This window comes from Chloroflexus sp., assembly GCF_056331925.1.
The window spans coordinates 44812-66507 of the sequence record NZ_JBWGQH010000018.1; the positions used below are offsets into that span (position 1 = coordinate 44812).

18 protein-coding genes are annotated in these 21696 nt (G+C 54.4%); 9 read left to right on the forward strand and 9 right to left on the reverse strand.

What is annotated here, in order from left to right; translation table 11 throughout:
* Positions 1-40: 40 nt before the first annotated feature.
* From AC01ZF_RS10915 to AC01ZF_RS10925, 3 genes are all read right to left on the reverse strand, one after another.
* Positions 41-3523: a sensor histidine kinase gene (locus tag AC01ZF_RS10915; RefSeq protein WP_428113147.1), complete on the reverse strand. Its 3483-nt coding sequence runs from the start codon at positions 3521-3523 to the stop codon at positions 41-43.
* A 199-nt stretch (positions 3524-3722) separates the two neighbouring features.
* Positions 3723-4454 carry an amino acid hydroxylase gene (locus AC01ZF_RS10920; RefSeq protein ID WP_424676495.1) on the reverse strand — a complete coding sequence of 244 codons (732 nt, stop codon included), beginning with the start codon at positions 4452-4454 and terminating at the stop codon, positions 3723-3725.
* An 80-nt stretch (positions 4455-4534) separates the two neighbouring features.
* A complete protein-coding gene (locus AC01ZF_RS10925; protein ID WP_012615911.1) occupies positions 4535-4852 on the reverse strand; it encodes a metal-sulfur cluster assembly factor in 318 nt (105 codons plus the stop codon).
* 95 nt (positions 4853-4947) lie between these two features.
* Between AC01ZF_RS10925 and AC01ZF_RS10930 the strand changes: the two genes are divergently transcribed.
* From AC01ZF_RS10930 to AC01ZF_RS10950, 5 genes are all read left to right on the forward strand, one after another.
* Complete coding sequence (locus AC01ZF_RS10930; protein ID WP_424676496.1) at positions 4948-6573, forward strand: aspartate:alanine exchanger family transporter; 1626 nt, start codon at positions 4948-4950, stop codon at positions 6571-6573.
* 96 nt (positions 6574-6669) lie between these two features.
* Positions 6670-7896: a zinc metallochaperone GTPase ZigA gene (zigA, locus tag AC01ZF_RS10935; protein WP_424676497.1), complete on the forward strand. Its 1227-nt coding sequence runs from the start codon at positions 6670-6672 to the stop codon at positions 7894-7896.
* Between the two features lie 69 nt (positions 7897-7965).
* A complete protein-coding gene (locus AC01ZF_RS10940; protein ID WP_424676498.1) occupies positions 7966-8331 on the forward strand; it encodes a SaoD/DsrE family protein in 366 nt (121 codons plus the stop codon).
* Positions 8332-8481: 150 nt separating this feature from the next.
* Positions 8482-8736, forward strand: a complete 255-nt coding sequence (gene rpmB, locus AC01ZF_RS10945; RefSeq protein WP_424676499.1) for a 50S ribosomal protein L28 — start codon at positions 8482-8484, stop codon at positions 8734-8736.
* A 223-nt stretch (positions 8737-8959) separates the two neighbouring features.
* A complete protein-coding gene (locus AC01ZF_RS10950) occupies positions 8960-10129 on the forward strand; it encodes an NAD(P)-binding domain-containing protein (protein ID WP_476575355.1) in 1170 nt (389 codons plus the stop codon).
* Positions 10130-11097: 968 nt separating this feature from the next.
* Here the strand turns inward: AC01ZF_RS10950 and AC01ZF_RS10955 are convergent.
* Complete coding sequence (locus AC01ZF_RS10955; RefSeq protein WP_428113665.1) at positions 11098-11313, reverse strand: hypothetical protein; 216 nt, start codon at positions 11311-11313, stop codon at positions 11098-11100.
* A 311-nt stretch (positions 11314-11624) separates the two neighbouring features.
* Here AC01ZF_RS10955 and AC01ZF_RS10960 point away from each other — a divergent pair, with 311 nt between their 5' ends.
* The 4 genes from AC01ZF_RS10960 (at position 11625) to AC01ZF_RS10975 (ending at position 14436) form a co-directional block, all read left to right on the forward strand.
* Positions 11625-11777, forward strand: a complete 153-nt coding sequence (locus AC01ZF_RS10960) for a VOC family protein (RefSeq protein ID WP_428132326.1) — start codon at positions 11625-11627, stop codon at positions 11775-11777.
* 86 nt (positions 11778-11863) lie between these two features.
* Positions 11864-12385 (forward strand): VOC family protein, encoded by a 522-nt coding sequence (locus AC01ZF_RS10965; protein ID WP_428132308.1) that lies wholly within the window; start codon positions 11864-11866, stop codon positions 12383-12385.
* A 97-nt stretch (positions 12386-12482) separates the two neighbouring features.
* A complete protein-coding gene (locus AC01ZF_RS10970; RefSeq protein WP_428113661.1) occupies positions 12483-13607 on the forward strand; it encodes an ArsA family ATPase in 1125 nt (374 codons plus the stop codon).
* 28 nt (positions 13608-13635) lie between these two features.
* The gene (locus AC01ZF_RS10975) at positions 13636-14436 is read left to right on the forward strand and encodes an SDR family NAD(P)-dependent oxidoreductase (protein ID WP_424677243.1); all 801 of its coding nucleotides are present in this window, start codon (positions 13636-13638) and stop codon (positions 14434-14436) included.
* A gap of 29 nt (positions 14437-14465) precedes the next feature.
* On the opposite strand, the gene AC01ZF_RS10980 is transcribed toward AC01ZF_RS10975, so the two are convergent.
* The 5 genes from AC01ZF_RS10980 to AC01ZF_RS11000 form a co-directional block, all read right to left on the reverse strand.
* Complete coding sequence (locus AC01ZF_RS10980; RefSeq protein ID WP_476575356.1) at positions 14466-16997, reverse strand: sensor domain-containing protein; 2532 nt, start codon at positions 16995-16997, stop codon at positions 14466-14468.
* A 139-nt stretch (positions 16998-17136) separates the two neighbouring features.
* Positions 17137-18681 (reverse strand): circadian clock protein KaiC, encoded by a 1545-nt coding sequence (gene kaiC / locus AC01ZF_RS10985; protein ID WP_476575357.1) that lies wholly within the window; start codon positions 18679-18681, stop codon positions 17137-17139.
* Positions 18682-18721: 40 nt separating this feature from the next.
* Complete coding sequence (locus AC01ZF_RS10990) at positions 18722-19003, reverse strand: circadian clock KaiB family protein (RefSeq protein ID WP_424677240.1); 282 nt, start codon at positions 19001-19003, stop codon at positions 18722-18724.
* A 39-nt stretch (positions 19004-19042) separates the two neighbouring features.
* The gene (locus AC01ZF_RS10995) at positions 19043-20215 is read right to left on the reverse strand and encodes a PAS domain-containing protein (RefSeq protein ID WP_424677239.1); all 1173 of its coding nucleotides are present in this window, start codon (positions 20213-20215) and stop codon (positions 19043-19045) included.
* A gap of 191 nt (positions 20216-20406) precedes the next feature.
* Positions 20407-21675: a cystathionine gamma-synthase family protein gene (locus AC01ZF_RS11000; RefSeq protein WP_424677238.1), complete on the reverse strand. Its 1269-nt coding sequence runs from the start codon at positions 21673-21675 to the stop codon at positions 20407-20409.
* Positions 21676-21696: the final 21 nt, after the last annotated feature.

The following is a 21696-nucleotide window of genomic DNA, read 5'->3' on the forward strand; positions in this document are numbered from 1 at the left end:
AACCGTTGGGCGAGACGGGGGCAGTGTCAACGACCTGCCCCTACTCGATCTCGGCCAATGGTAGGGTGAAATGGAACGTACTCCCGTGATCAGGCGTACTGTCCACCCAGATCATCCCCTGATGGGCAGCAATCGCCAACTTGCAGAACGTCAAACCCAAACCACTCCCTTTACCACGATGACGACCGGACTGTCGAAAACGGTCAAAAATACGCTGCTGATCTTCAAGAGGAATCCCCGACCCCTGATCGTGGACAGAAATATGGGCCATCCGATCACCGGGCACAATTACCGTCAGTTCGTCCGAGAGAGTCCATCGCTGAGGCTGGCCTGTTGTCGGCTTAAGCCCTACTTCAATCGTAATCACCCCACCCTCAGGACTAAACTTCAGGGCATTATCAAGGAGGTTTTGCAGCACACGGGAAATAATCTCCCTATCGGCGAGCAACATACGTACTGCTGGATCGATCCGAGACACCACCTGCACGCCTTTAAGCTGCGCCTGGATAGAAATCGGATTGATAACACTCTCGATCACCTGTTCAATCGGGAACGGCTCACGCTCAAGCGGCATTTGCCCACTCTCGATCCGGCCAATGTCGAGCATGGTGTTCACCAAATTGAGCAACCGCTTGGTACTGTTCAGACCAATTTGCACTGCTTGCCGTTGACGCTCGGTGAACAGATCACCCAACTCGTGTATCAAGCGTTCAAACGCTAACGTAATCGTCGTCAGTGGCTGACGCAGATCATGGATTAGCATATGGGTTAAATCATCGCGCAACTGCTCAGCCTCTTTAGCCGCCGTCACATCACGGATGGTTAGCAAAAACGTCTGCACACGATCTTGCACCAGATCACCGGCTTGAGTCACCGTCCACGCAAACACCCCATCCTGACCGATCAACTCACCGTGGGCACCTGCTACGGTAAACGATCGTTGCAAGCGTGCCACCGTCTCGGGATCGAGGTTACGCTGATCAGTCCAGCGGTTCAACAGGTCGGTGAACAACTCACCATTCATATTTGTCAGCGGTGGCAACCACTCGGCCGTATGGGCTAACCAATACAACGCTTCATTGGCAATAACGATCGTTCCATTCGCGGCAATCAGGAGCAAACCATCGTGTACGGCGGCCATCACTTGCGCCAAATGATCGCGACCACGCCGAACATCTTCAAGCAGACGCATATTCTCGACCGCTACTGCTGCTTGGGTTGCGTACAGCATGAGCATCTCAACATCCGCCGAATCGAGTGCCTGCTCACCACCGATCACAATTGCACCGATCATCCGCTGGGTTCCCCGCAACGGAACTGCTACTGTGGTTGCTGAGCGAAAGGCCGGACGCCGCTTGACCAATGCGCGGCGAGCGAGGGTTTGGACAACGTCTGGTTCGAGGCTCGCCGTACCGATAGACCGTTCAAGCCGCAGATCATCGGAGCGGTGATCAAGCAGGACAATCTGCGCCCATAAGGCATCGACCAGCTCGATCATACCGCGGGCAGTCAATTCGAGAACTTGCAGTTCGGGCAACGATTGGGTATTGATAACCATCCCCAAACTGTTGAGCGCGGTCAGCCGGGCCAGGCTCTGTTGTTGGCGATTGCGCAACAGCGCCATATCAATCGCCGTGCCGGCAATACTGGCATAGACGGTTAGGGCTTGGAGATCGGCAACATCTGGGCGCTGCCCCTTCACCGGATGGTCGAGAAGCAAGATGGCGCGCACTGCACGATTTGCGGCTCGCAACAGAACGAGCAACACATCGCCATCATTCCATTGTGCTGCGCCAATATCTGGTAATTGCGGTTCGGACGACCGGACGCGATCAAACAACACCGCAAAACTCTGACTACGCCGATTGAGGATGACACAATGTTCACCAAACGACCACTCATTGACCAACACATCGAGCTGATTGGCAGAGACGTGCGTACCAAGCGGAAATTCATCGATGAGCGCACCGGTGGCAGCGACACATTCTAACACTTGATGAATGTGATGTTCACGACGACTGACAAACAACGCCGCACTGCGAAATTGCATCCGGCGACCAATCGTGTCGATGATCAAGCGGAAGAGCTGATCAGGAGGCTGCTCAACCAACAGTTCGCGATTCAGAACTAGTACCGATTGTAAATCAGTATTCAGCCGTTCAATATCACGAACCCGTTGCATAATAACGGTTTCGACCTGGGTTAATTGACTTCTCTTATCAATGAGCAACCCTATTAGGTTCGCAATGATCGCAACCTGCTCGAGATCATGCTCGATAAAAGGCGCACCGCGACGGCGATTGACGTATTCTAGACAGATCGGTGCGCCGGACGGTGAGATGTATGGGACAACCATCAGATTGCGACAGGTAAGGCCGGTCAATCGATCGATGGCATAACTTCGGCGCGGATCGTTGAGCGCATCATTAACAATCACCGGTTTGCCGGTTACAAACGCCTGACCGATAATACTGTGGTGCAACGATACACGCATCCCTACCAACTGCTGCGTATGTTCTCCGGCTGCATAGCGAAAAACCAGCTCGTACTGTTGTTCATCAAAGATAAACAAACCACCACCATCCACCTCTAACAAACGACAACTCATTTCGAGCATTTCTTGCAATGCATGATCCGGATTGAGAACGTGCTGGCCGGCTGCCACCAATGACTGCCACGCTTCCCGCTGTTGTTGCACCTCAACAGCCAAGCGACCGGTCACAATCGGGCGTAGCAAATAACCGGCAGCGTAGACAGCATCATCAAGCAAGCGACGTTGATCATCGTGCAACGCCAATTCGGACATAATCCAGGCGTATACCACACCGAGCGTCTTACCGGTGGCACGGATCGGCACCCCAACCCAATACAGCGGCGTGGTATTGGTCGCCTCGTAGTCGGGATGGGGGCGGACATCGTAGCGCGCACAATCGGCCGGATAGTCGGTTGAACTTATCGACACACCCAGCTTCATCACGGCTCCACTCAGATCGGTACTCATCGGCCAAAAATGGCTACGCTGGGCATCCTCAGATCGCGCGTTATACTGCACCACCAGCTCTAGCCACACACTAGAACGAAATGGAATCACAACGCCGATATTGACCGGACAATCGATCAGCTCGCCGAGCAGTTGACCCAGTTGACGGCACAGGAGATCGGGATCATCGGAATCGCGCAATGCCTCGACCTCCACTTGCAGCCGTTGCCGCAACCGATATTGCGTTACACGCCGTTTAACCCGTTCGTACCCAACCACGAGCAAATGTTCAATCACTGCTAAAGCCTCCACTTCGGCATCGGTCAGAGTTGTCGGTCGGATCGACAACCAACCCCATACTTCACCTTCACCGAGTGGACGCACAATGGTCATCGGATCGAGGGAGGAGGGAACGGGCGACTCGTGCAGCAATGCCACCTGATGACGAGGCAGCACTAACGGTAAGATGGAAAGCGCTCGCTGTTCAAACTCGGCGAAATGACTCGCATTGAGGAGAGTCGTGGCAATTGTGAGCCACCTCACAGCGGCATGGTCATTCGAGTCCGCAGGTAGATGATCAATCATGCTTGTTATTTTACCGCGTTTTAACTTGTTCGGTGAAAGACAGTGAGGCGCAGAAAACACTGCGCCTCCTACCTTCTTCGGTGTTACATACGCAAAACCCCGAAACTAGAGCGTTGATGCAAATAGAAGATACCTCCTACCACCGAGTATTCGCATCTCACACATTGACCGGCGGCAAACCCTCCATCGCCGCATACTCGCGCAGGATCCGCGCTACGTGTTCTAAATCATCGAGAATAAAGTAGGTCTCGTGCATCGAATATGCAGCACCGGGCGTATTCGCCACCCGTCGGATGTCAAACGGTACCCGTGGTGTCGTTGGAGCAAAGGCGTGATCCAACTCACCGATTGAGGAAAGCAAACCGGCCCCGAACGCACGCAATTCACCATCTTCACGGATCAAACCAAACTCGATGCTATACCACCAGAGGCGAGCAATTTCGAGGCGCTGCCGCTCGTCGCCAGCAAAATAGAGTGGACCAAACGCTTGAGCAATATCGGCAAAACGCTGATCGGTGAAAAAAGCTAGATGGCCGATATACTCATGAAACAAGTCAGGGAGTGGGGTAAAGTCGAGTTCATCCATCCGTCGAATATAATTCGTCACCGGAAACCGACGTTCGGCAATGTGTTCAAACCATTCGGTCGGATTGAGATACTCGTTCTGTGCGTCACACAGCGTCCAGCCGGTCATCGCGGCAAGACGCTCGCTCACCTGCATCGGATCGGGCAAGCGTTGCAAATCGAGATTGAGCTTGCGAAAGCCTTCACGAAACAGTCGGCAGGCATAACGTTCAAGACGCGGAACTTGGCGAGCGCAGAGGGTAGCCCAAACAGCGTGATCTTCATCGGTGTAGGCGGGTAACGCAGGTGGAGCGATCGTGGCCATTGCAATACCTCCTTGTATTGAATGTCGCCAAAAACAACAACGGGCGGCGAGCTTGAGCAAAGCTCGCCGCCCGTCACAACCTAAAAGAAGCCAAGTTCCTCGCGCGCCTCTTCGGACATCATCGACGGATTCCAGAAGGGCGTCCAGACGAGATTGATTTTTACGTTTTCCAACTCTTTATAGACTTCCTTCAGCGCCATCACTTCGCGTTGAGCCTGTTGTAAAATCTGCGGCCCCGCCGGACACGCCGGAGTAGTCAGCGTCATATCGATGTCGACCGTCTTACCACCGTCGAGAATATCAATCCGATACACAAGACCGAGGTTGACCACATCGAGGCCAATCTCCGGATCAACGACATTCTTCAGCGCAGCACGCACCATATCTTCGGTAATCATACGATCCCTCTTTCTTAACGGTGAATTGTCGACTTCATGATACCATACACAGCGGGACCTGACGAGATGGTTCATAGGGTCCAGAAAGCATAACGATGATTGAACTCCTAGCCGGTAATCCGCTTCTGTTACTGTTCGTCGTTTCAGCGATTGGCTACCTGATCGGACGCATCCAAATCGGCGGGATCAGCCTCGGTGTCGCCGCCGTTCTGTTCGTGGGGCTAGCGTTTGGTGCAATCGACCAGCGCTTACGTCTGCCTGACATCATTTATCTCCTGGGACTCGTCATTTTCGTCTACACGATTGGGCTGAGCAGTGGCCCCGGATTCGTCGCTTCACTCCGTCAACGTGGGCTACGCAACAACCTCTTTATCGGCGGTATCTTGGTCGCTGCCGCCGGAATAACCCTCCTCATCCGATGGACACTCGGCCTCAACGGTGCCCAAGCTGCCGGTCTCTACGCCGGTAGTTTGACCAACACACCGGCCCTCGCCGCAGTTATCGAACAGCTTAGTCGGATCAGTGCGAATGAAGCGCAACGCGCCGAACCGGTAGTCGGCTATTCAGTAGCTTACCCGGTTGGTGTACTGGGTATGATCCTCGCCATCTACCTAACCCGCCGGCTCTGGCGCATTGACTTGACTTACGAAGCCCAACAGCTCCGTGAACTCGGTGCAATCGGAGAACATCTGATCAATCGTACCGTGCTGGTTACCAATCCGGCCATTGCCGGCCAGACCATTAGCGAGCTGGTGAAACACAACAAGTGGAACGTCATCTTCAGCCGTTACCAACACAACGGTAATATCGAGATTGCTACTCGTACCACCACCTTCATGCCCGGCGATCGCGTCAATATTGTGGGCGCACCCGAAGCAGTTGAGCGCGTTGCTCGAACCATCGGCGAGATAGCTCCCGAACAGCTCGAACTCGACCGTCATACCCTCGACTTTCGTCGCATCTTTGTCTCGAATCATGAAATTGTGGGAGTACCACTGCGTGACCTCAACTTACCGTCGACTATGGGAGCGGTCATTACCCGTATCCGTCGCGGTGATGCCGAAATCTTGCCACACGGCGACACGGTGCTCGAATTGGGCGACCGTGTGCGCGTTGTCACCCATCGCGACAATATGGAACGGGTGAGTCACTTCTTTGGCGACTCATACCGCTCGCTGGCCGAGATCGATGTCGTCTCCCTCGGATTAGGGATGGCCATCGGGATGCTGGTTGGCCTAATCCCATTCCCCTTACCCGGTGGTGGCACCTTTTCGCTCGGATTAGCCGGTGGACCGTTGATCGTTGCTCTCATTCTCGGCTGGCGTGGACGTACCGGGCCTATCGTCTGGAGCTTACCCTATAGTGCTAATCTGACCTTACGGCAAGTTGGTATGACCTTGTTCTTGGCCGGGGTAGGCACGCGCTCCGGCTATAGCTTCGTCACCACGCTCACCCAAGGGAACGGCTTACTCCTCTTTCTCGGCGGCGCCCTGATTACCGTCCCAGTGGCTTTTGCCACCCTTGCCATCGGCTATAAGCTGCTGAAGATACCCTTCAGTCTTCTGATCGGCATGCTGGCCGGTTTACAAACCCAACCGGCTGTGCTGGCCTTTGCTAATGAACAAACCGGCAACGAAGCGCCCAACATCGGCTACGCAATGGTCTACCCAACGGCAACGATTGTCAAAATTATTCTGGCGCAATTGCTTCTCGGTGGCTGATTTGACAAAGATAATGATATAATGTATCATTTTGAGTGCCGCTGTGGAGATTAACAGCGTTCCTTTGTTTCCTATTAATCGAGATAAGGTATCAATATGGATCGGGTGAACAACCAGCCATCACCGTTACCGGTAACCGTACTCTCCGGCTTCCTCGGCAGCGGTAAGACGACACTACTCAACTATGTGCTGGCCAATCGGGCCGGCTTGCGCGTTGCTGTGATCGTCAACGACATGAGTGAAATCAATATTGACGCGCACCTCGTCCGTACCGGTGAAGCCGCACTCAGTCGCACCGAAGAGCGCCTGGTCGAGCTGACCAACGGCTGTATTTGCTGTACACTGCGTGAAGATCTCTTGCTGGAGGTAGCCCGCCTGGCTCGCGAAGGGCGCTTCGACTATCTGCTGATCGAGTCAACCGGCATCGCCGAGCCACTTCCTATCGCCGAGACGTTCACGTTTCCCGGTCCTGATGGGACAACGCTTGCCGATATTGCCCGCCTTGATACAATGATAACTGTTGTCGATGCGTACAATTTTCCGCGAGATTTGCTCTCGCTCGATGAATTACGTGATCGGCAGTTGGCCGTCAGCGACGATGATGATCGCACGGTCGTCGATCTGCTGATCGAACAAGTTGAATTCGCCAACGTGATCGTTCTCAACAAAACTGACCTGGTTGCCGGCGATGATCTTGATCGGCTTGAAGCACTCTTGCACAAACTCAACCCAGAAGCACACCTTATCCGTAGTGTCTTCGGACGAGTACCGCTCGATCACATCCTCAACACGGGCCGCTTCAGCTTTGAGCGCGCAGCGCAGATGCCAGGCTGGCTGAAAGAGTTGCGTGGTGAACACACGCCTGAAACCGAAGAATACGGGATTACCAGTTTTGTCTTTCGGGCATGCCGTCCGTTTCACCCACAACGTTTGTGGGACCTGTTCCACAGCGAATGGCCGGGTGTTTTGCGTTCAAAAGGTATCTTTTGGCTGGCAACCCGTATGAATCAGTGTGGCATCTGGTCGCAGGCCGGGGCTGCTTGCCGGATCGAGCCGGGCGGATGGTGGTGGGCAGCAAGCGACGAGCAACCTACCGATCCTACCGAACAAGCAGCATTGGCTGCGTTATGGGACGCGCAATGGGGTGATCGCCGTCAGGAGTTGGTGTTCATCGGTCAAGATATGGACGAAGATGCCCTTCGGCGCCAACTTACCGCCTGCTTGCTGACCGATGCTGAGATGCGTCTTGGCCCTAGCGAGTGGGCAACGTTCCCCGATCCATTCGGTAGTTGGGAGATGATGTGGACCGCCGATGAGGATTAAGGCTCACGTTAGTAGTGAAATGACATGTAGGACGACGTCCTACACTAGTAACAGAAGGGAAGGAAGTCAATGAAAGTCGCGTATATCTTTGCGACCTCAGGCCATACGGCCAGCTACAAGCTAGGAAAGATGATTCTGCCGCAACTAGAAGCCGGTACTCACGGTGCGCAGGTCGTTGGGATGTTCTTTTTCGACGACAACACCTATCTGCTCCGCGCCGGTGACCCGATGGGAGAGCGGTTGGCGAACGTGGCAGCCGAGCACGGCATCCTTCTGATGATGTGTGACCAGTGCGCCCTTGAACGCGGTTTAGCTGAAGGAGAGCCGGGTAATTGTGTGGTGAAAGGGACGGTAACCGGGGTGAAGGTAGGCTGCTTCCCCGATCTATACGCAGCATTGGCCGGAAACCCGCCCGATCAAGTGATTACGCTGTAAAGCTCCCCTCGCATTCCGCCGAAAGGTGAGCGACGTTGTGTAACACGATGACGAAGAGTAGAAAAAGTAGAAAGATAGAACTCGCATTCCGCCGAAAGGTGAGCGACGTTGTGCAACAACGTTGCTCGCTCAGAAGAAAGGATTGCAGCCATGGCTCGTCGTTGTGATCTCACCGGAAAAGGCCCATCGTTTGGTCATCATGTCTCATTTTCAAAACGCCGCACCAATCGACGCTGGTTGCCCAATGTGCAAACACGGCGCATTTGGGTCCCCGAAGAGCAACGGTATGTAAAGCTAAAACTCTCGGCCACAGCTCTGCGTGAAATCGAACGGAAAGGGTTGCTACAGGCTCTCCGCGATCGTGGTCTTACCTTACGTGACATCGAGCGACGATCACGCTCGTAATGGCAAGATTTCTCGCTGCATTCGAAATGACATGAAGGGGTCGCCGGACCTTATCATTTCAAGCGTCGTGAAACGGATGGCTAGATTGTTCGCTGCGCTAGCAATGACACGAGAGGGTCGCCGGCCCTGGTCACGGCGCGGACTGCACCCCATCCCCTTCCTTATCATGTCTCGCTTCGCTCGACATCTTCTAGACAATCGTACACTTCTCAATGCATGCAATATGGACCTAAACTGGCTCATTGTCGGCGGTGGGATTCACGGTGTGCATCTAGCATTCGTGCTACGCGAACGGTGCGGCATCGCTGCCGATCAAATGCAGATCATCGACCGCCACGAACAACTCCTTGCTCACTGGGAAGCGTGTACCACCGCCTGCGGTATGCGTTATCTGCGTTCAACGGTCGTACATCATCTTGCCCCCGATCCCCACGATCTGCTGCGCTTTGCGCAACACACTCGAGCCGAAGCACATCACTTCCACGGTCGCTACCAGCGTCCCTCGCTCGCGATCTTTCGCGCCCATAGTTGGTCGCTGATCGAACGGTACCGGCTCGTCGATCTGACCCAACGTGGTCGCGTCAAAGGTTTGGTCCGTCGCGAGGCAGGTTGGTGCGTCGAAACGGATCGAGGAGCAATCACTGCGCGCAATGTCATCTTGGCGCTTGGGATCGGTGAACAGCTTCGTTGGCCGGTATGGGCATCGTCACTACGGGCTGCCGGTGCGCCGATACACCATCTCTACGAACCGGGTTTTGACCGCACGCGCATTGGTGCCGGAGCGAGTGTTGTCATTGTTGGCGGTGGAATCAGTGCTGCACATCTTGCCCTTGCCCTCTGCACAACAACGTCTGTCACCCTTGTGATGCGGCACCCGATCAAGATTGCACCGTTTGATAGCCCACCGGGATGGATGGGACCGAAAGAGCTGCGTCGCTTTCACGCTGAACCTGATATGCGATATCGTCGTGCCATGATCAACCAAGCACGTTTACCAGGGACAATGCCGGTTGAGGTGGCGCAAACCCTGATCACCGCCGTTCAACATAAGCGCTTGCAGATTGTGATCGATGAGGTACATGCTGCCGACTACAACAATGATGACGGAATCACGCTAACGCTCAGCGATGCAACGCTGCACGCAGCAACCGTTATTCTTGCCACTGGCTTCACCGGAGAGCGACCAGGGTACCCATGGCTCGATGAGGCGATTTCGGTGTATGACTTGCCGGTAGCGGCGTGTGGTTATCCTATTGTTAGGCCTGATCTCCGGTGGACACAGGGTTTATACGTCAGTGGAGCATTAGCCGAACTCGAGCTTGGTCCGGTTGCCCGTAACATCGTGGGGGCGCGACACGCCGGCGAACGGCTGGCAAACAACATACGCGGCTAAGCGCCGCACATATCTTGGTACTACAGAACGGTAAACGCTAAGTTCTATCTGCCGAATGAGTGTGCCGGTGGCGCCTTTCCGGTAGGCAAGAGAACCGATGATACGTCACGGACTGACGTACTACGCAAGTGGCACGACGAGCGCCCTTGTTGTCCATACCTGATTGGCATGAGCGATCAGGGGACGACCACTGCAATGTGCGCAATAATCGGTTCTGACACCGCAACACCGGTGTATCATCGCGCGACCTTCCTGAACGCGATAGCCAATGAAATGGCACACTCCGCTCACTGTGACCAGGCTCAAGATGTCTCGCTGCGCTCGCCAGGACAGTGCAGTGCTCACCATCCCACAGCCCGACAGCCCCCCTTGTCATTTCGCGCGTAGCGAGCAATCTTCACATCATCCCCGCTGTCATTTCGCGCGCAGCGAGCAATCTTACCATCCGATGCACTTCGCTCACCGTGACCGGCTAACGATGTCTCGCTTCGCTCGACATGACACGGGGAGGATGACGTCCGGCGCTCACCATCCTACGTCCCGGTAGTCCTCTTTTGTTATTCCAAGCGCAGCGAGCAATCTTCCAATTCAGCTCACTCCGAAGATGTCTCGCTGCGCTCGCCAGGACAGGGGTACGATAACACATAGGCTCAGATCATCTGGAAGCAGATCAGGCATTCGTATCACTGCTGGATACGAGCCTAAGGTGACAGCGATTGCAGTGCTTATCGGTCACTCATCCATGCTAAAGAGCACGCCTGTGCCAGCACATCGCGCGTTTGTTTGGTGATCGTGCCAACGGATGTAGCGTGCATCTGCACCGGACGCTACCGGCAAAACCTATAGCCGGTCATCCCCAACTATCGTCAGACGACACCAAAGCGGTGTGATCGTGCAGAACGGTACTATCACGCATCTTACGAAATGCATGGTTATCAGCGGGACATCGGTTGATCCCTTGACAGAACCTAATCAGCAGCCACATCGTCGAAGCAACGCTGGTCATCGTCGGTCCGATCACGCGGCATCCAGGCTTTTTCTTCTACGATCAGCTCAATGGTCTTCAGGCGACGACCATTCTCAGCATCGTATCGGTAACGCACGCAGATGAGGCGATCACCATACAGTGCTTGCAGCTTTTTGGTACCACGCTGGCCGGGTTTGAGCTTAAGACGAGTGCGCATTGGTAGCTCCGCTGAACAAAATATAATTATCCCCTCCCTTTCCACTATAATGATCCGTTTGTACCAAATTGTTACCAAATTATTAAAATACCCGGTGGGAAAGTGACACGCGCCCAGCATTGTTCCTGTATCATGGCTCAACATTTTACGACGCTCATCGTAGCATTCGTCTGGTACACCGCATTGTGGTCAACACTTCAGCGAATCGGACAGGAATACATATGTCTACCAGTCTTCATCCTGCTACCTAGATTGGTACGGTTGCACTCACCATCAGCGATCTGGAGCGATCACTGGCGTTTTACCAACACCTGATCGGACTGCGCCTCCATCACCGTGATGGTAGCGTCGCCTATCTTGGTGCAGGTGGCGATGATCTCCTAGTCTTGTATCATCAACCGCACGCTCGTCGCTATCGCACAGTTTGCGGCCTGCTTCGCCATTCTGCTAGCCAATCGATATGAACTAGCCCATGCCTTAGCTCGACTTTATCAAGCTAACTATCCGCACGCACCAACCGATCACATCGTGACCAAATCGACCTACCTTGATGACCCTGAACGACATCTTCTTCGCGCGCCGCACTGATGGTAGCTTAAGTGATGGGCGTGAACCACTCGATGTCCCTGCCTTCTTACGTCTAATCCACTCCCCTAACGAGGTCGCATCACCGGTTGACTCCACAACTCGTATCAGTTATGTCCATCTCCACGTCGCCAATCTCGACCGAGCCGTGCAATTCTATCATGGTGTGCTAGGGTTTGACGTACAGAGCGTGATGCACCGTTTTCAAATGGCGATGGTCTCAGCCGGTGGTTATCATCATCACATCGGACTGAATACATGGCGTGGCAGAGGTATCCCGCCGGCGCCTTCTGACGCAATCGGATTACGCTGGTTTGAGGTTGTGCTGCCAGATTACGAAGCGCTCACACCGGTTCGCGAACGGGTGCAGGCTACCGGTATCGCTTGTACGCAGCATCCAACAGGATGGCACGTCGGAGACCCGTTTGGTCATCGCGTCGTCTTAACAACGATGGCTATGCGGGCAAACACGATGCACCATCGCTGAGTGACAGAAGTTCACTTGCACACAATTCGGGAAAATGTGCATATAATACAAAAGAATGTGCATATTGGCCGGTCGGCACAACGAACCGGATAACTCTATGTGGCCTGCTACCTCGCAGATCATCATTTTTAGCGGCGAAGCGAGTGCGGCGGCGGCTACAGCGACGGCTGCCGCTGCTGCTCAACATCAACCGACACTGCTCGCCAGTCTGACGGCAACTCATGCCTGTACTACGCTCATTGGAGCACAACTTGCTCCTGAACCGACGCATATCACAGCCAACCTCGATTTGTGGACGTTTCATCCGCTGACCGATTTGAGTATTACATGGGCCGAACTCCGTTCCCAGATCAACATACCCGGCCCCCCAATCGACGGGAGCGATTTGCCACTCCTACCGGGCCTTGAGCTGTTTTTGGCCGTCTATCGACTCGCAACCCATGCCCAACGTGGCTACCGAATCATCTGCGTCGACGCCGGCCCACCCGATGTCCTCTTGCGGGCCTTGTCCGTCCCTGACACCTTCCGCTGGATCGTGCGGCAACTGTTTGGTCTCGACCGTGGCCCCGGTCAATCAAGCGAATCGTTAGCACGGGCTGCATTACCGGCCAATCTCTTACCATTCGAGCAGATTGGCCGGATGCAAGAGGCGCGGGTGCGGTTTGAGCAGTTGCGCGACGCTGCGCTCGACTCGGCACGGGTACGAGCACGTTTGGTCATCCATCCCGATCAGGCCGGCTTGCGGTCAGCAACGGTGTATGCACCGGCGTTACCACTGTTCGGTCTTACCTTCGATGCCTTGATTGTCGGCCCATTACTACCGACGGTCAGTGATGGGCATGGGTTGGCTGCATCGGTGCTCGAGCAAGAAACGGTACTAGCAGCGCTAGCAGCGCGTTGGCCGAACGTACCACTCTTCCACTTACCGCTGCTGGCGACTCCTGGTAGCGTGGCACATTTCGCTACCATCGGGCAGAGCTTGTTCCACCCACCTATCCCTCTCCCACCACCGATCACGATCGGTCCAATCCACGATCCATTCATGAGCCTGTATTTACCCGGCGTTGCCCGCGAAGACCTCAGCATTAGTGTTAGCGGCGACGAATTGATCGTATCGCTTGGTCCATACCGACGCCATTTACTACTCCCGACAACGTTACGTGGTGTACCGATCCGTGCAGTACGTGAGGGAGATCGACTGACTATTCGCCGACGAGAGTAGTACTCGTTTTGTGTTAAATGAGGGAATCATGGCGCACAACACCACCGATCTGAGCAGAATGAAAGCTGTTGTCACCGGGGGCAGTCGCGGCATCGGGCGCGCAATTGCCGAAGCTCTCGCGCGCGCCGGGGCAGAGGTCGTTATCTCATCGGCCAACGCTGCCAATCTGGCTGAGGCCGAACACGCGCTACAGGCCGCCGGTCTCAAGGTCAGCGGTGTACGCTGCGATGTCAGCAATCGCTTAGCAGTTGAAGCGTTAGCTGCTACCGCGGCTGAACGCATGGGACGGATCGATCTGTGGGTCAATAACGCCGGGATTTCAGGACCGTTCGGCTATGCGCTCGACGTACCGCCGGAAGCGTGGGAACGGGTCATTCAGGTCAATTTGCTCGGCACGTACTACGGTTGTCGGGCAGCATTGCCGTACATGATTAAACAGCGCAACGGTCAGATCATCAATCTTTCAGGCGGCGGTGCCAAACGCGCCCAACGTTTTCTTTCGGCGTACAGTACCTCAAAAGCGGCGATTGTTCGTCTAACCGAAGCCTTTGCCCGCGATTACCAGGATCACCCCTACCTACGATTCAACGTACTGACGCCGGGCATGGTACCAACCGATATGATCAATCACTTCGAGACGGTTGGCCCCGGCGGCGAAGCGATCAAGCAACTACCACGGGTGTTACGCATCTTTGGTACTACTGCTGAAGAGACGGCTGCATTAGCACTGCGCATCGTCCGTGAGGGCAAAAACGGTCAGATTTTTGAAGTGATGCCGCGCCACCGTGCAATCTGGCGTCTGTTGAAAGCCGCAGTTCGCCGATCGTAAATCCATCGGCGTGTGGCTGCGGCAGAACGTTACACCTTCCGCCGCAGCCATGCCACCGTCTCATCTGGCGGTAACGGTTGCCCGATGTAATAGCCCTGAAACAGATCACAACCGGCGCACAGTAATAGCTGAAACTGACCTTCTGTTTCAACTCCTTCAGCGACCACCTGCATCCCAAGATGATGCCCCAAAGCGATAATGGCATCGATGATGCTACGCTCAACGGTTGCATCGCGCTGATCAAGGCGCATTACGAACGAACGGTCAATCTTTAAGATGTTGATCGGCAAGCGGTGCAAATAAGACAACGATGAATAGCCGGTACCAAAGTCATCAATTGCCAGCGTTACACCTAATCGCCGCAACTCCGTCAATTGACGGCGTAGATCTTCGATCTGTCCCATTAACATCGTTTCGGTGAGTTCTAACTCGAGCCAGCCGGCGGGTAGCGCGGCCTGTGCCAAAATATCAGCCACCTGTCGGACAAAATCGACGTGGGCAAATTGCAACGCCGACACATTAGCCGCCACCGGAACGAGCGGCAACCCTTGTCGTTGCCATTCACGCACCTGGCGAGCCAGTTCAGTTAGTACCCATATACCAATCGGGATAATCAAACCGGTCTCCTCAGCCACAGAAATAAAGCGCACCGGTGAGACCATCCCCAGCTCGGCACTATTCCAGCGCAAGAGCGCCTCAAAGCCGGCTATGTTACCACTGCGATCAACCTTAGGCTGGTAATGCAACAGTAACTCGTTGCGCTCGACTGCCCGTCGCAAGAGTGTCTCGATCTGCAATTGTTCGAGCAATGTGTTCGTGATCGTCGCATCAAAAAATTGAAAACTGTTCCGCAAGGTATGCTTGGCCCGATACATCGCGATATCAGCAGCCCGTTGCAGCGACACCACATCACTTCCATCAATGGGGTAAAGGCTCGCCCCAATACTTGCACTCACGAAAATCTCGTGGCCGTTGATAAAAAAGGGGTGATCGAGTGCTTCGTGCAACCGGCGGGCAACGGTTGCAACATGTTGGGGTGATGTTATTTCGGGCAGTACCAATAAAAACTCATCACCTCCATGGCGGGCCAATGTGTCCGTCGCTCTTAAGCATAACTCAAACCGACGCGCAACCTGTATGAGGAGCAGATCACCAATTGCATGACCAAGCGTGTCATTGACATGCTTGAAACGGTCGAGATCGATAAACAGCACGGCTACCAATGAGTTATTTCGGCGGGCTAGATCAATGGCTTGTTGCAAACGATCTTCAAACAACAACCGGTTGGGTAAACCGGTGAGTGCATCGTGATGCGCCTGATAGGCCAATTTATGGAGCGTGGTATGCTGTTCGAGCGCAATAATCGTCAATTGCTCAATCTGATCGATAGCTTGTTTCTCATCGGTGGTTAGCGGCGTATCGTTCCGTCGGCACAGCAACAACCAACCATCCGCCTGATCGCGATTGGTACGGACAACCGCAATCCAAGCTCGATTCACGACATGGAGCTGTATGAGTTCCTGCATGCGTTGCCCGACCGGCGAATCGAGCGGTAACTCAGCGATCCGCTGACGAGAGTACGGTGACATCGTCAGTATCTGCTCGGCCAACCGATCAAGGTTTGGTTGATCGTCATGCACAATCTCGTGATGATAACTCACAAAAACACCTGCGGAGCGTATCGCATACGCCGCATAAACCAGATCGGGCATCTGCTCACCGATAAGCTGTAACAACTCACGCGCAATCGTGCGCAAATCGTACTGACGTGCGATCAGTTCGAGCACCCGACGACGGACCAGAGCAATCTGGTCAGCCTGATGCCGCGCCGATACATCTTCGAGCACAATGACTACACGCACCCGTGAACCGGCACCAAACCGCACCGCCCGCACCGACAACCAACGTCGCGTGGAATCGACCGCAGCAACCTCGCTCTCATATCGTTCCTGCGCGCTCGCCAACAGTTGCTCAATCGCGGCAGCGATCACAACTGCCGGTCCCCGACCCAATTGGCACGCCGCCAGGAAAGCAGCGCCGACAGCACAATCAAACGTATCAACCCCTAGTAACGGACCGAGCTGGAGCCAGCGTACATTCGCTGCCAACACCCTGCCGTAGCGGTCGAGAATTGCAATCGCCGACGGCAGCGCATCGAGTGCTGAATGAAGGAGCTGCTGGGTCTCAATTAACAACTGCTCGGCCTGTTTTCGCTCGGTAATGTCGTGCAACACTGCCAGCATTGCCGGCAAACCATACCACTCGATCGGTTCAACCCGCAGATCGACAATAACAACCGATTGATCAGGACGCACAATCTCTACATCAACGGTGAGGTCAGGTTGGAGGGGAAAACCTAACGAACTACCTTGTAGTTGCTCGGCACGGCGACCAAACAAGCGCAGCGCAGCATCGTTGGCGAACAAGACGGTACCGGTCATATCCAGTACCAATAACGCATTGACATTATTGGCAACAATTGTTTGTAACGAGCGTTGGTCGGGATACGGTGTTGGATCAACAGTACCGTCTTGTTCGCAGTCAGATTGATCAACCTGCACTGGATCAACTCCTATGCCCGTTCATACTCATAATCATCTCGATGATATGGGGATAACAGTACCGAACCACTGGTATAAGAAGACCGGTATCGTTCAGGATATTCCTCAACCAATACGGTACTACAACGTGCAACATGCATTAGCTTGAGGAAGAAGATTCACTGTTGGAACTGTCGCTTTCACTATCTCGAAACATGGCACTCAGCCGCTCAATTTCACTCGGTGCAATATGGGTAAACTGACCAGACAGAATACCAGAGATGTTACGGAATGGACGCCCGATATGCATCCCACGACTATCTATCGTAAACTCACGGATATCTTTGTCATGGCTGGAACCACGCATCTTGAGCACGGTTATCCCACGGCGCATTTCACCGAACAGCTCGACATAGCGCAGCAGAATGATCGAGTCGGTGATGGTAGAGATATGCGCCTCAGTAATCGACGAGCCACCGAGCAACGTTGGCGTAGTCGCCGTATAGAGACCGGCCATCTCTTGATGTTTGATAAACGAGGTCAGACCAATCACAAACTCGCGGAAACCTTTAATCGTCGCGACTCGTTCGAGGGCCGAAAGGCTATCAACGGCTACGCGCTGCGGGCGGAAGCGATCGATCTCCGCCTTCATAAAGATCAGTTGATCTTCCAGACTGGTCACTTCAGGATAATTGCAAATGACGCGCAGCAACCCATCGCGCTCCATCTGCTCGAAGTCAATCCCCCAACCGATTGCATTACGGAAGAGCTGATCGCGGCTCTCTTCAAAGGCAAACAACAGCGAGCGCTCATTCTGACGGACACCGGCAGCCATAAAGGTCGTTGCCATCAAGGTCTTACCGGTACCGGTTGCACCGCTCACCAACACAATCGAGTCACGGAAAAATCCGCCGCCGCACATCCGATCAAGCTCGGCATTCCCCGACGTTGTGCGGACACTTGACGAGCGCTGCTTCAACTCGATAGCCGAGAGCGGAATAACGTGAATACCCTCGCCGGGGATGACGGTAAAGGGGAAACTGCCCTTCTGATGCGAGGTACCGCGGAACTTGAGAATCTCGACCGTGCGCCGACGCTTCTCGTCTTCAAGCAGGTTCCGCAAGATCACCACATCATCCGAGACAAACTCCTCGACGCCATAGCGAGCGATTTCACCGTATTCTTGCGTGCGTTCGGCGGTGAGCACGGCGGTCACCCCTAAACGACGCAGCGTACTCACAATGCGGAATAGCTCATTCCGCACCACACGCGAATCGTTGAGGCGGGTAAAAATCGCACCGAGCGAATCCATCGATAAACGCACGGCACCGATACTACGCACCGCGTGCTCGATCCGAGCCAGCAATGCCCCAAGATCATACGCTCCCAGTTCAACCAGCTCTTCTTCGGGTTGTGGCGACACATCGACAAACGCCCACTTACCCTCTGCCTCCCAGCGGGCAATATCCCAGCCAAAACCGAGCATGTTGCGTCGCAGCGCCTCAGGTGTCTCTTCAAAGGTGACAAACACTCCCGGCTCACCACGTTTGATCCCGGCGGCCAAAAATTGCGCGGCGAAGACGGTCTTCGCGCTACCTGCCGTCCCCGAAACGAGGGTAGTACGGCCCTTCGGTAAGCCACCGTTGGCGATATGATCAAAACCGGTAATACCGGTTGGGAGCCGTTCAATCTGATCAGCGCACACCAGTGTTCTCCTTTATCAAAAGCCTATTGGCGAACGTGGTTCAAGCTCGTGGCGGTAAGTTTAAGACATTGAGCAAATCGGCTACACTCGACAGATCACCGATCACACGCCGGTATGGTGGTGGTGAACTTTTGATCAGGGTTGGTGTAGCCAGAATCTTTTGATTCTCAGCTTGCTGAGGGTCAGCAAGCACATCAATGATCGTCAACTCACACTCATACTCGGCCAAATCGTGATCGATCATGTGGCGGAGCGTATGAATGGCTCGCTCGGCACGTGGTGTCTGACCGGCGATATAAAGATGCAAAACAATCTTACTCACAGTCTATCATCCCGACAGCAGGCACGATTGTCACCACCGCTAACGTTCTAGATCGTGAGACGCCACGTCACCGGCGGCTAACGTGCGATAGTACGATGCCAAATGCCCCATCAATTCAAGCAATATGAGGCGACCTTCTTCAAAATAGGCTTGCAATTTCTTCGGTGTGTGGTACTGACTCCGATCACGCATTGCTTGTAAATGTACCTCGATCAAATCGCGTGGTGTCGCCCAAACCGAACCAAACCATTCACCCAACATACGCACCGACCATGACGGCATCGATGTGCGATGGATACGACTAGATAATGCTTCTTCCAGCAGCACACCATACCGTTCGAGACCTTGGTTGAAGAGATGGGGAGCCCGTAGGCGTAGCGGTTCGAGCCGCGAACGCACCAGATCGTCGGGACGCGACATTGCCTCAACGTTGATCAATTCGCGCTCCATTTGGCGGACCTGCTCACGCAGCAATGCTGCCTCAGCAGCCATTTGAGCCGCGCGGCGTTGGGCTGTAATATCTTGGTGAGCCACGACTAAACCGCGCTGTTCACCGCGCAACGGCACTGCCCGCAAGGCATACCAACGCTCACCTTGTGCTCCCGTATCGGCATACTCATAGGTAAACTCGGCTTGCTCACCGGCAAGCACCGTCTGCAAACCCTGAACTACCTCCGGAGCAGCAGTACTCAACCCAATCGCTGCGCAGGCCGCTGCGTATTCGACGCCCACCCCAACTGCCGTAACGTCGGTACAGCCATGCTGACGCGCCAACGCGATCCATGCATCATTCACGGCCACAATTTTACTATGCTCATCGAGGACCACAATTTCACTAGATAGGGAATTGAGAATGGCAATGCTGAACGCTTCAGCAGCTCGCAATGCCGCTTCAGCCTGTCGCTCGAACGTCACATCACGCAACGTGATCAAGAGCGCATCCTGTCCCTCCCAAACAATCGACAGCACCCGCATTTCAGCAACAGCAAAATCACCGTTGGGACGTAACACTTCAACTTCTGCGCGTTCTCCAAGGACGAGCGGGAACCCAAACAGTTGCCCGTGTAACTCTGCACCGTGACGGTTGAGCAACTGTTCGGCTGCCCGATTGAGGAAGCGTACTGTACCGCTCCGATCAACAATGATCACGCCATCAGCATCGTGGCTAACAACTGCGCGTAGGTTTTCTTCGGCTGTCGAGGGTGAGAACATCTCGATGTCGCCTACCTCCGTGCTTTCATTCGATACAAAGCTATCAATTCCCAAACGTGTTTATCTGCCGAAACTGCCAACGTTCGTACAATGGCCGGCTGACATTCCGCAATAGCATGATGAAACTATCTGCAATTTGTGTCAAGCCAGCCATTGTGAAAATGATCACTGTATTCGTAATTTTTTATACTTCAGACTACACGTAGCGCTTGATTCAGATCGGCTATTAAATCTTCAGGATGCTCAACCCCAACCGATAGTCGAATCATCGCCGGGCCGATCCCGAACACGACCCGCTCTTCCGGGTCGACATCAGCATGGGTCATGGTTGCCGGATGCTCGGCCAACGACTCGGTCCCTCCCAAACTCACCGCCAAACGGATCAGTTGCAGATGGTTAAGAAAGCGAAACGCTTCGGCTTCACCCCCATGCAGATCGAACGAAATCATCGCTCCCGGACCCAAACACTGCCGCCGGTAAATGTGATATTGGGGATCATCACTGTCGAGATGACCCAAATAATAGACCCGTGCCACTTTGGGATGGCCGGCTAGAAAATCGGCTACACGCCGTGCCCCGGCCTGTTGCGCCTCCATCCGCACCTTCAGCGTTTCCAGCGACCGCAAGAGCAGCCAGCCGGTGTGGGCGCCCGCCATCGTGCCCATAATTGTGCGCATACCCTTGACCTGTGCGATCAGCTCGCGGCTACCGAGACACACACCGGCAATCACATCACTATGCCCACCGATGTATTTGGTCGCCGAATAGAGCACCAGATCGGCGCCGTGCGCCAATGGATGCTGCCAGAGTGGGCCAAGGAAGGTGTTGTCAACCGCTGTCAACACCCGGCGCGGCGCCCGTTTCGCCAACGCCGCGAAGCCAGCAATATCCACCAGCGCATTGGTCGGGTTGGCCGGCGTTTCGAGGTAGATCATCCCCACTGCGTCAAACAACCCGGCCCGCCGGAGCTGAGTCTCGACCTGTTCGGGTGAAACGCCTGAGACAAAGCCGTACCGCCGGATACCAAAGGCCGGCAAAATGTGTTTGAGCAGGTAATCGGTGCCGCCATACACTGGCTCGCTATGCACAATCACATCACCGGGGCGCAGAAATGTCAGCAGGGTCGTTGTAATCGCTGCCATTCCGCTCGCGAACACTGCTGCCGCTTCAGCTTGATCCCACAACGTTAGTCGATCTTCCAGTATTTCGAGATCGGGATTGTTATGTCGACTATAGATCAGCCCAATCTCCTCTCCTTCGTGGGGAAGGCGCAGACCATAGGCAATCTCGAAAAAGGCTTTTCCCTCTTCTGCCGACTGAAAAACGAACGTTGATGTTTGAAAAATCGGACACTTAATCGCGCCTTCTGACAGTGCTGGCACATAGCCATAGCTCATCATCAGGCTTTCCGGATGCAGCCGATGGCCGTCAATAGTGGTTTGTTTGCTCTGTTTGGTCATACACGCCTCCCTGCGCATGAG

Bases quoted from the DNA above. Each gene is read 5' to 3' on its own strand.
- AC01ZF_RS10920 (WP_424676495.1), bottom strand. From the start codon at position 4,454: ATGGCCACGATCGCTCCACCTGCGTTACCCGCCTACACCGATGAAGAT.
- AC01ZF_RS10925 (WP_012615911.1), bottom strand. From the start codon at position 4,852: ATGATTACCGAAGATATGGTGCGTGCTGCGCTGAAGAATGTCGTTGAT.
- AC01ZF_RS10930 (WP_424676496.1), top strand. From the start codon at position 4,948: ATGATTGAACTCCTAGCCGGTAATCCGCTTCTGTTACTGTTCGTCGTT.
- zigA (WP_424676497.1), top strand. From the start codon at position 6,670: ATGGATCGGGTGAACAACCAGCCATCACCGTTACCGGTAACCGTACTC.
- AC01ZF_RS10940 (WP_424676498.1), top strand. From the start codon at position 7,966: ATGAAAGTCGCGTATATCTTTGCGACCTCAGGCCATACGGCCAGCTAC.
- rpmB (WP_424676499.1), top strand. From the start codon at position 8,482: ATGGCTCGTCGTTGTGATCTCACCGGAAAAGGCCCATCGTTTGGTCAT.
- AC01ZF_RS10950 (WP_476575355.1), top strand. From the start codon at position 8,960: ATGGACCTAAACTGGCTCATTGTCGGCGGTGGGATTCACGGTGTGCAT.
- AC01ZF_RS10955 (WP_428113665.1), bottom strand. From the start codon at position 11,313: ATGCGCACTCGTCTTAAGCTCAAACCCGGCCAGCGTGGTACCAAAAAG.
- AC01ZF_RS10965 (WP_428132308.1), top strand. From the start codon at position 11,864: ATGACCCTGAACGACATCTTCTTCGCGCGCCGCACTGATGGTAGCTTA.
- AC01ZF_RS10970 (WP_428113661.1), top strand. From the start codon at position 12,483: ATGTGGCCTGCTACCTCGCAGATCATCATTTTTAGCGGCGAAGCGAGT.
- AC01ZF_RS10975 (WP_424677243.1), top strand. From the start codon at position 13,636: ATGGCGCACAACACCACCGATCTGAGCAGAATGAAAGCTGTTGTCACC.
- AC01ZF_RS10995 (WP_424677239.1), bottom strand. From the start codon at position 20,215: ATGTTCTCACCCTCGACAGCCGAAGAAAACCTACGCGCAGTTGTTAGC.
- AC01ZF_RS11000 (WP_424677238.1), bottom strand. From the start codon at position 21,675: ATGACCAAACAGAGCAAACAAACCACTATTGACGGCCATCGGCTGCAT.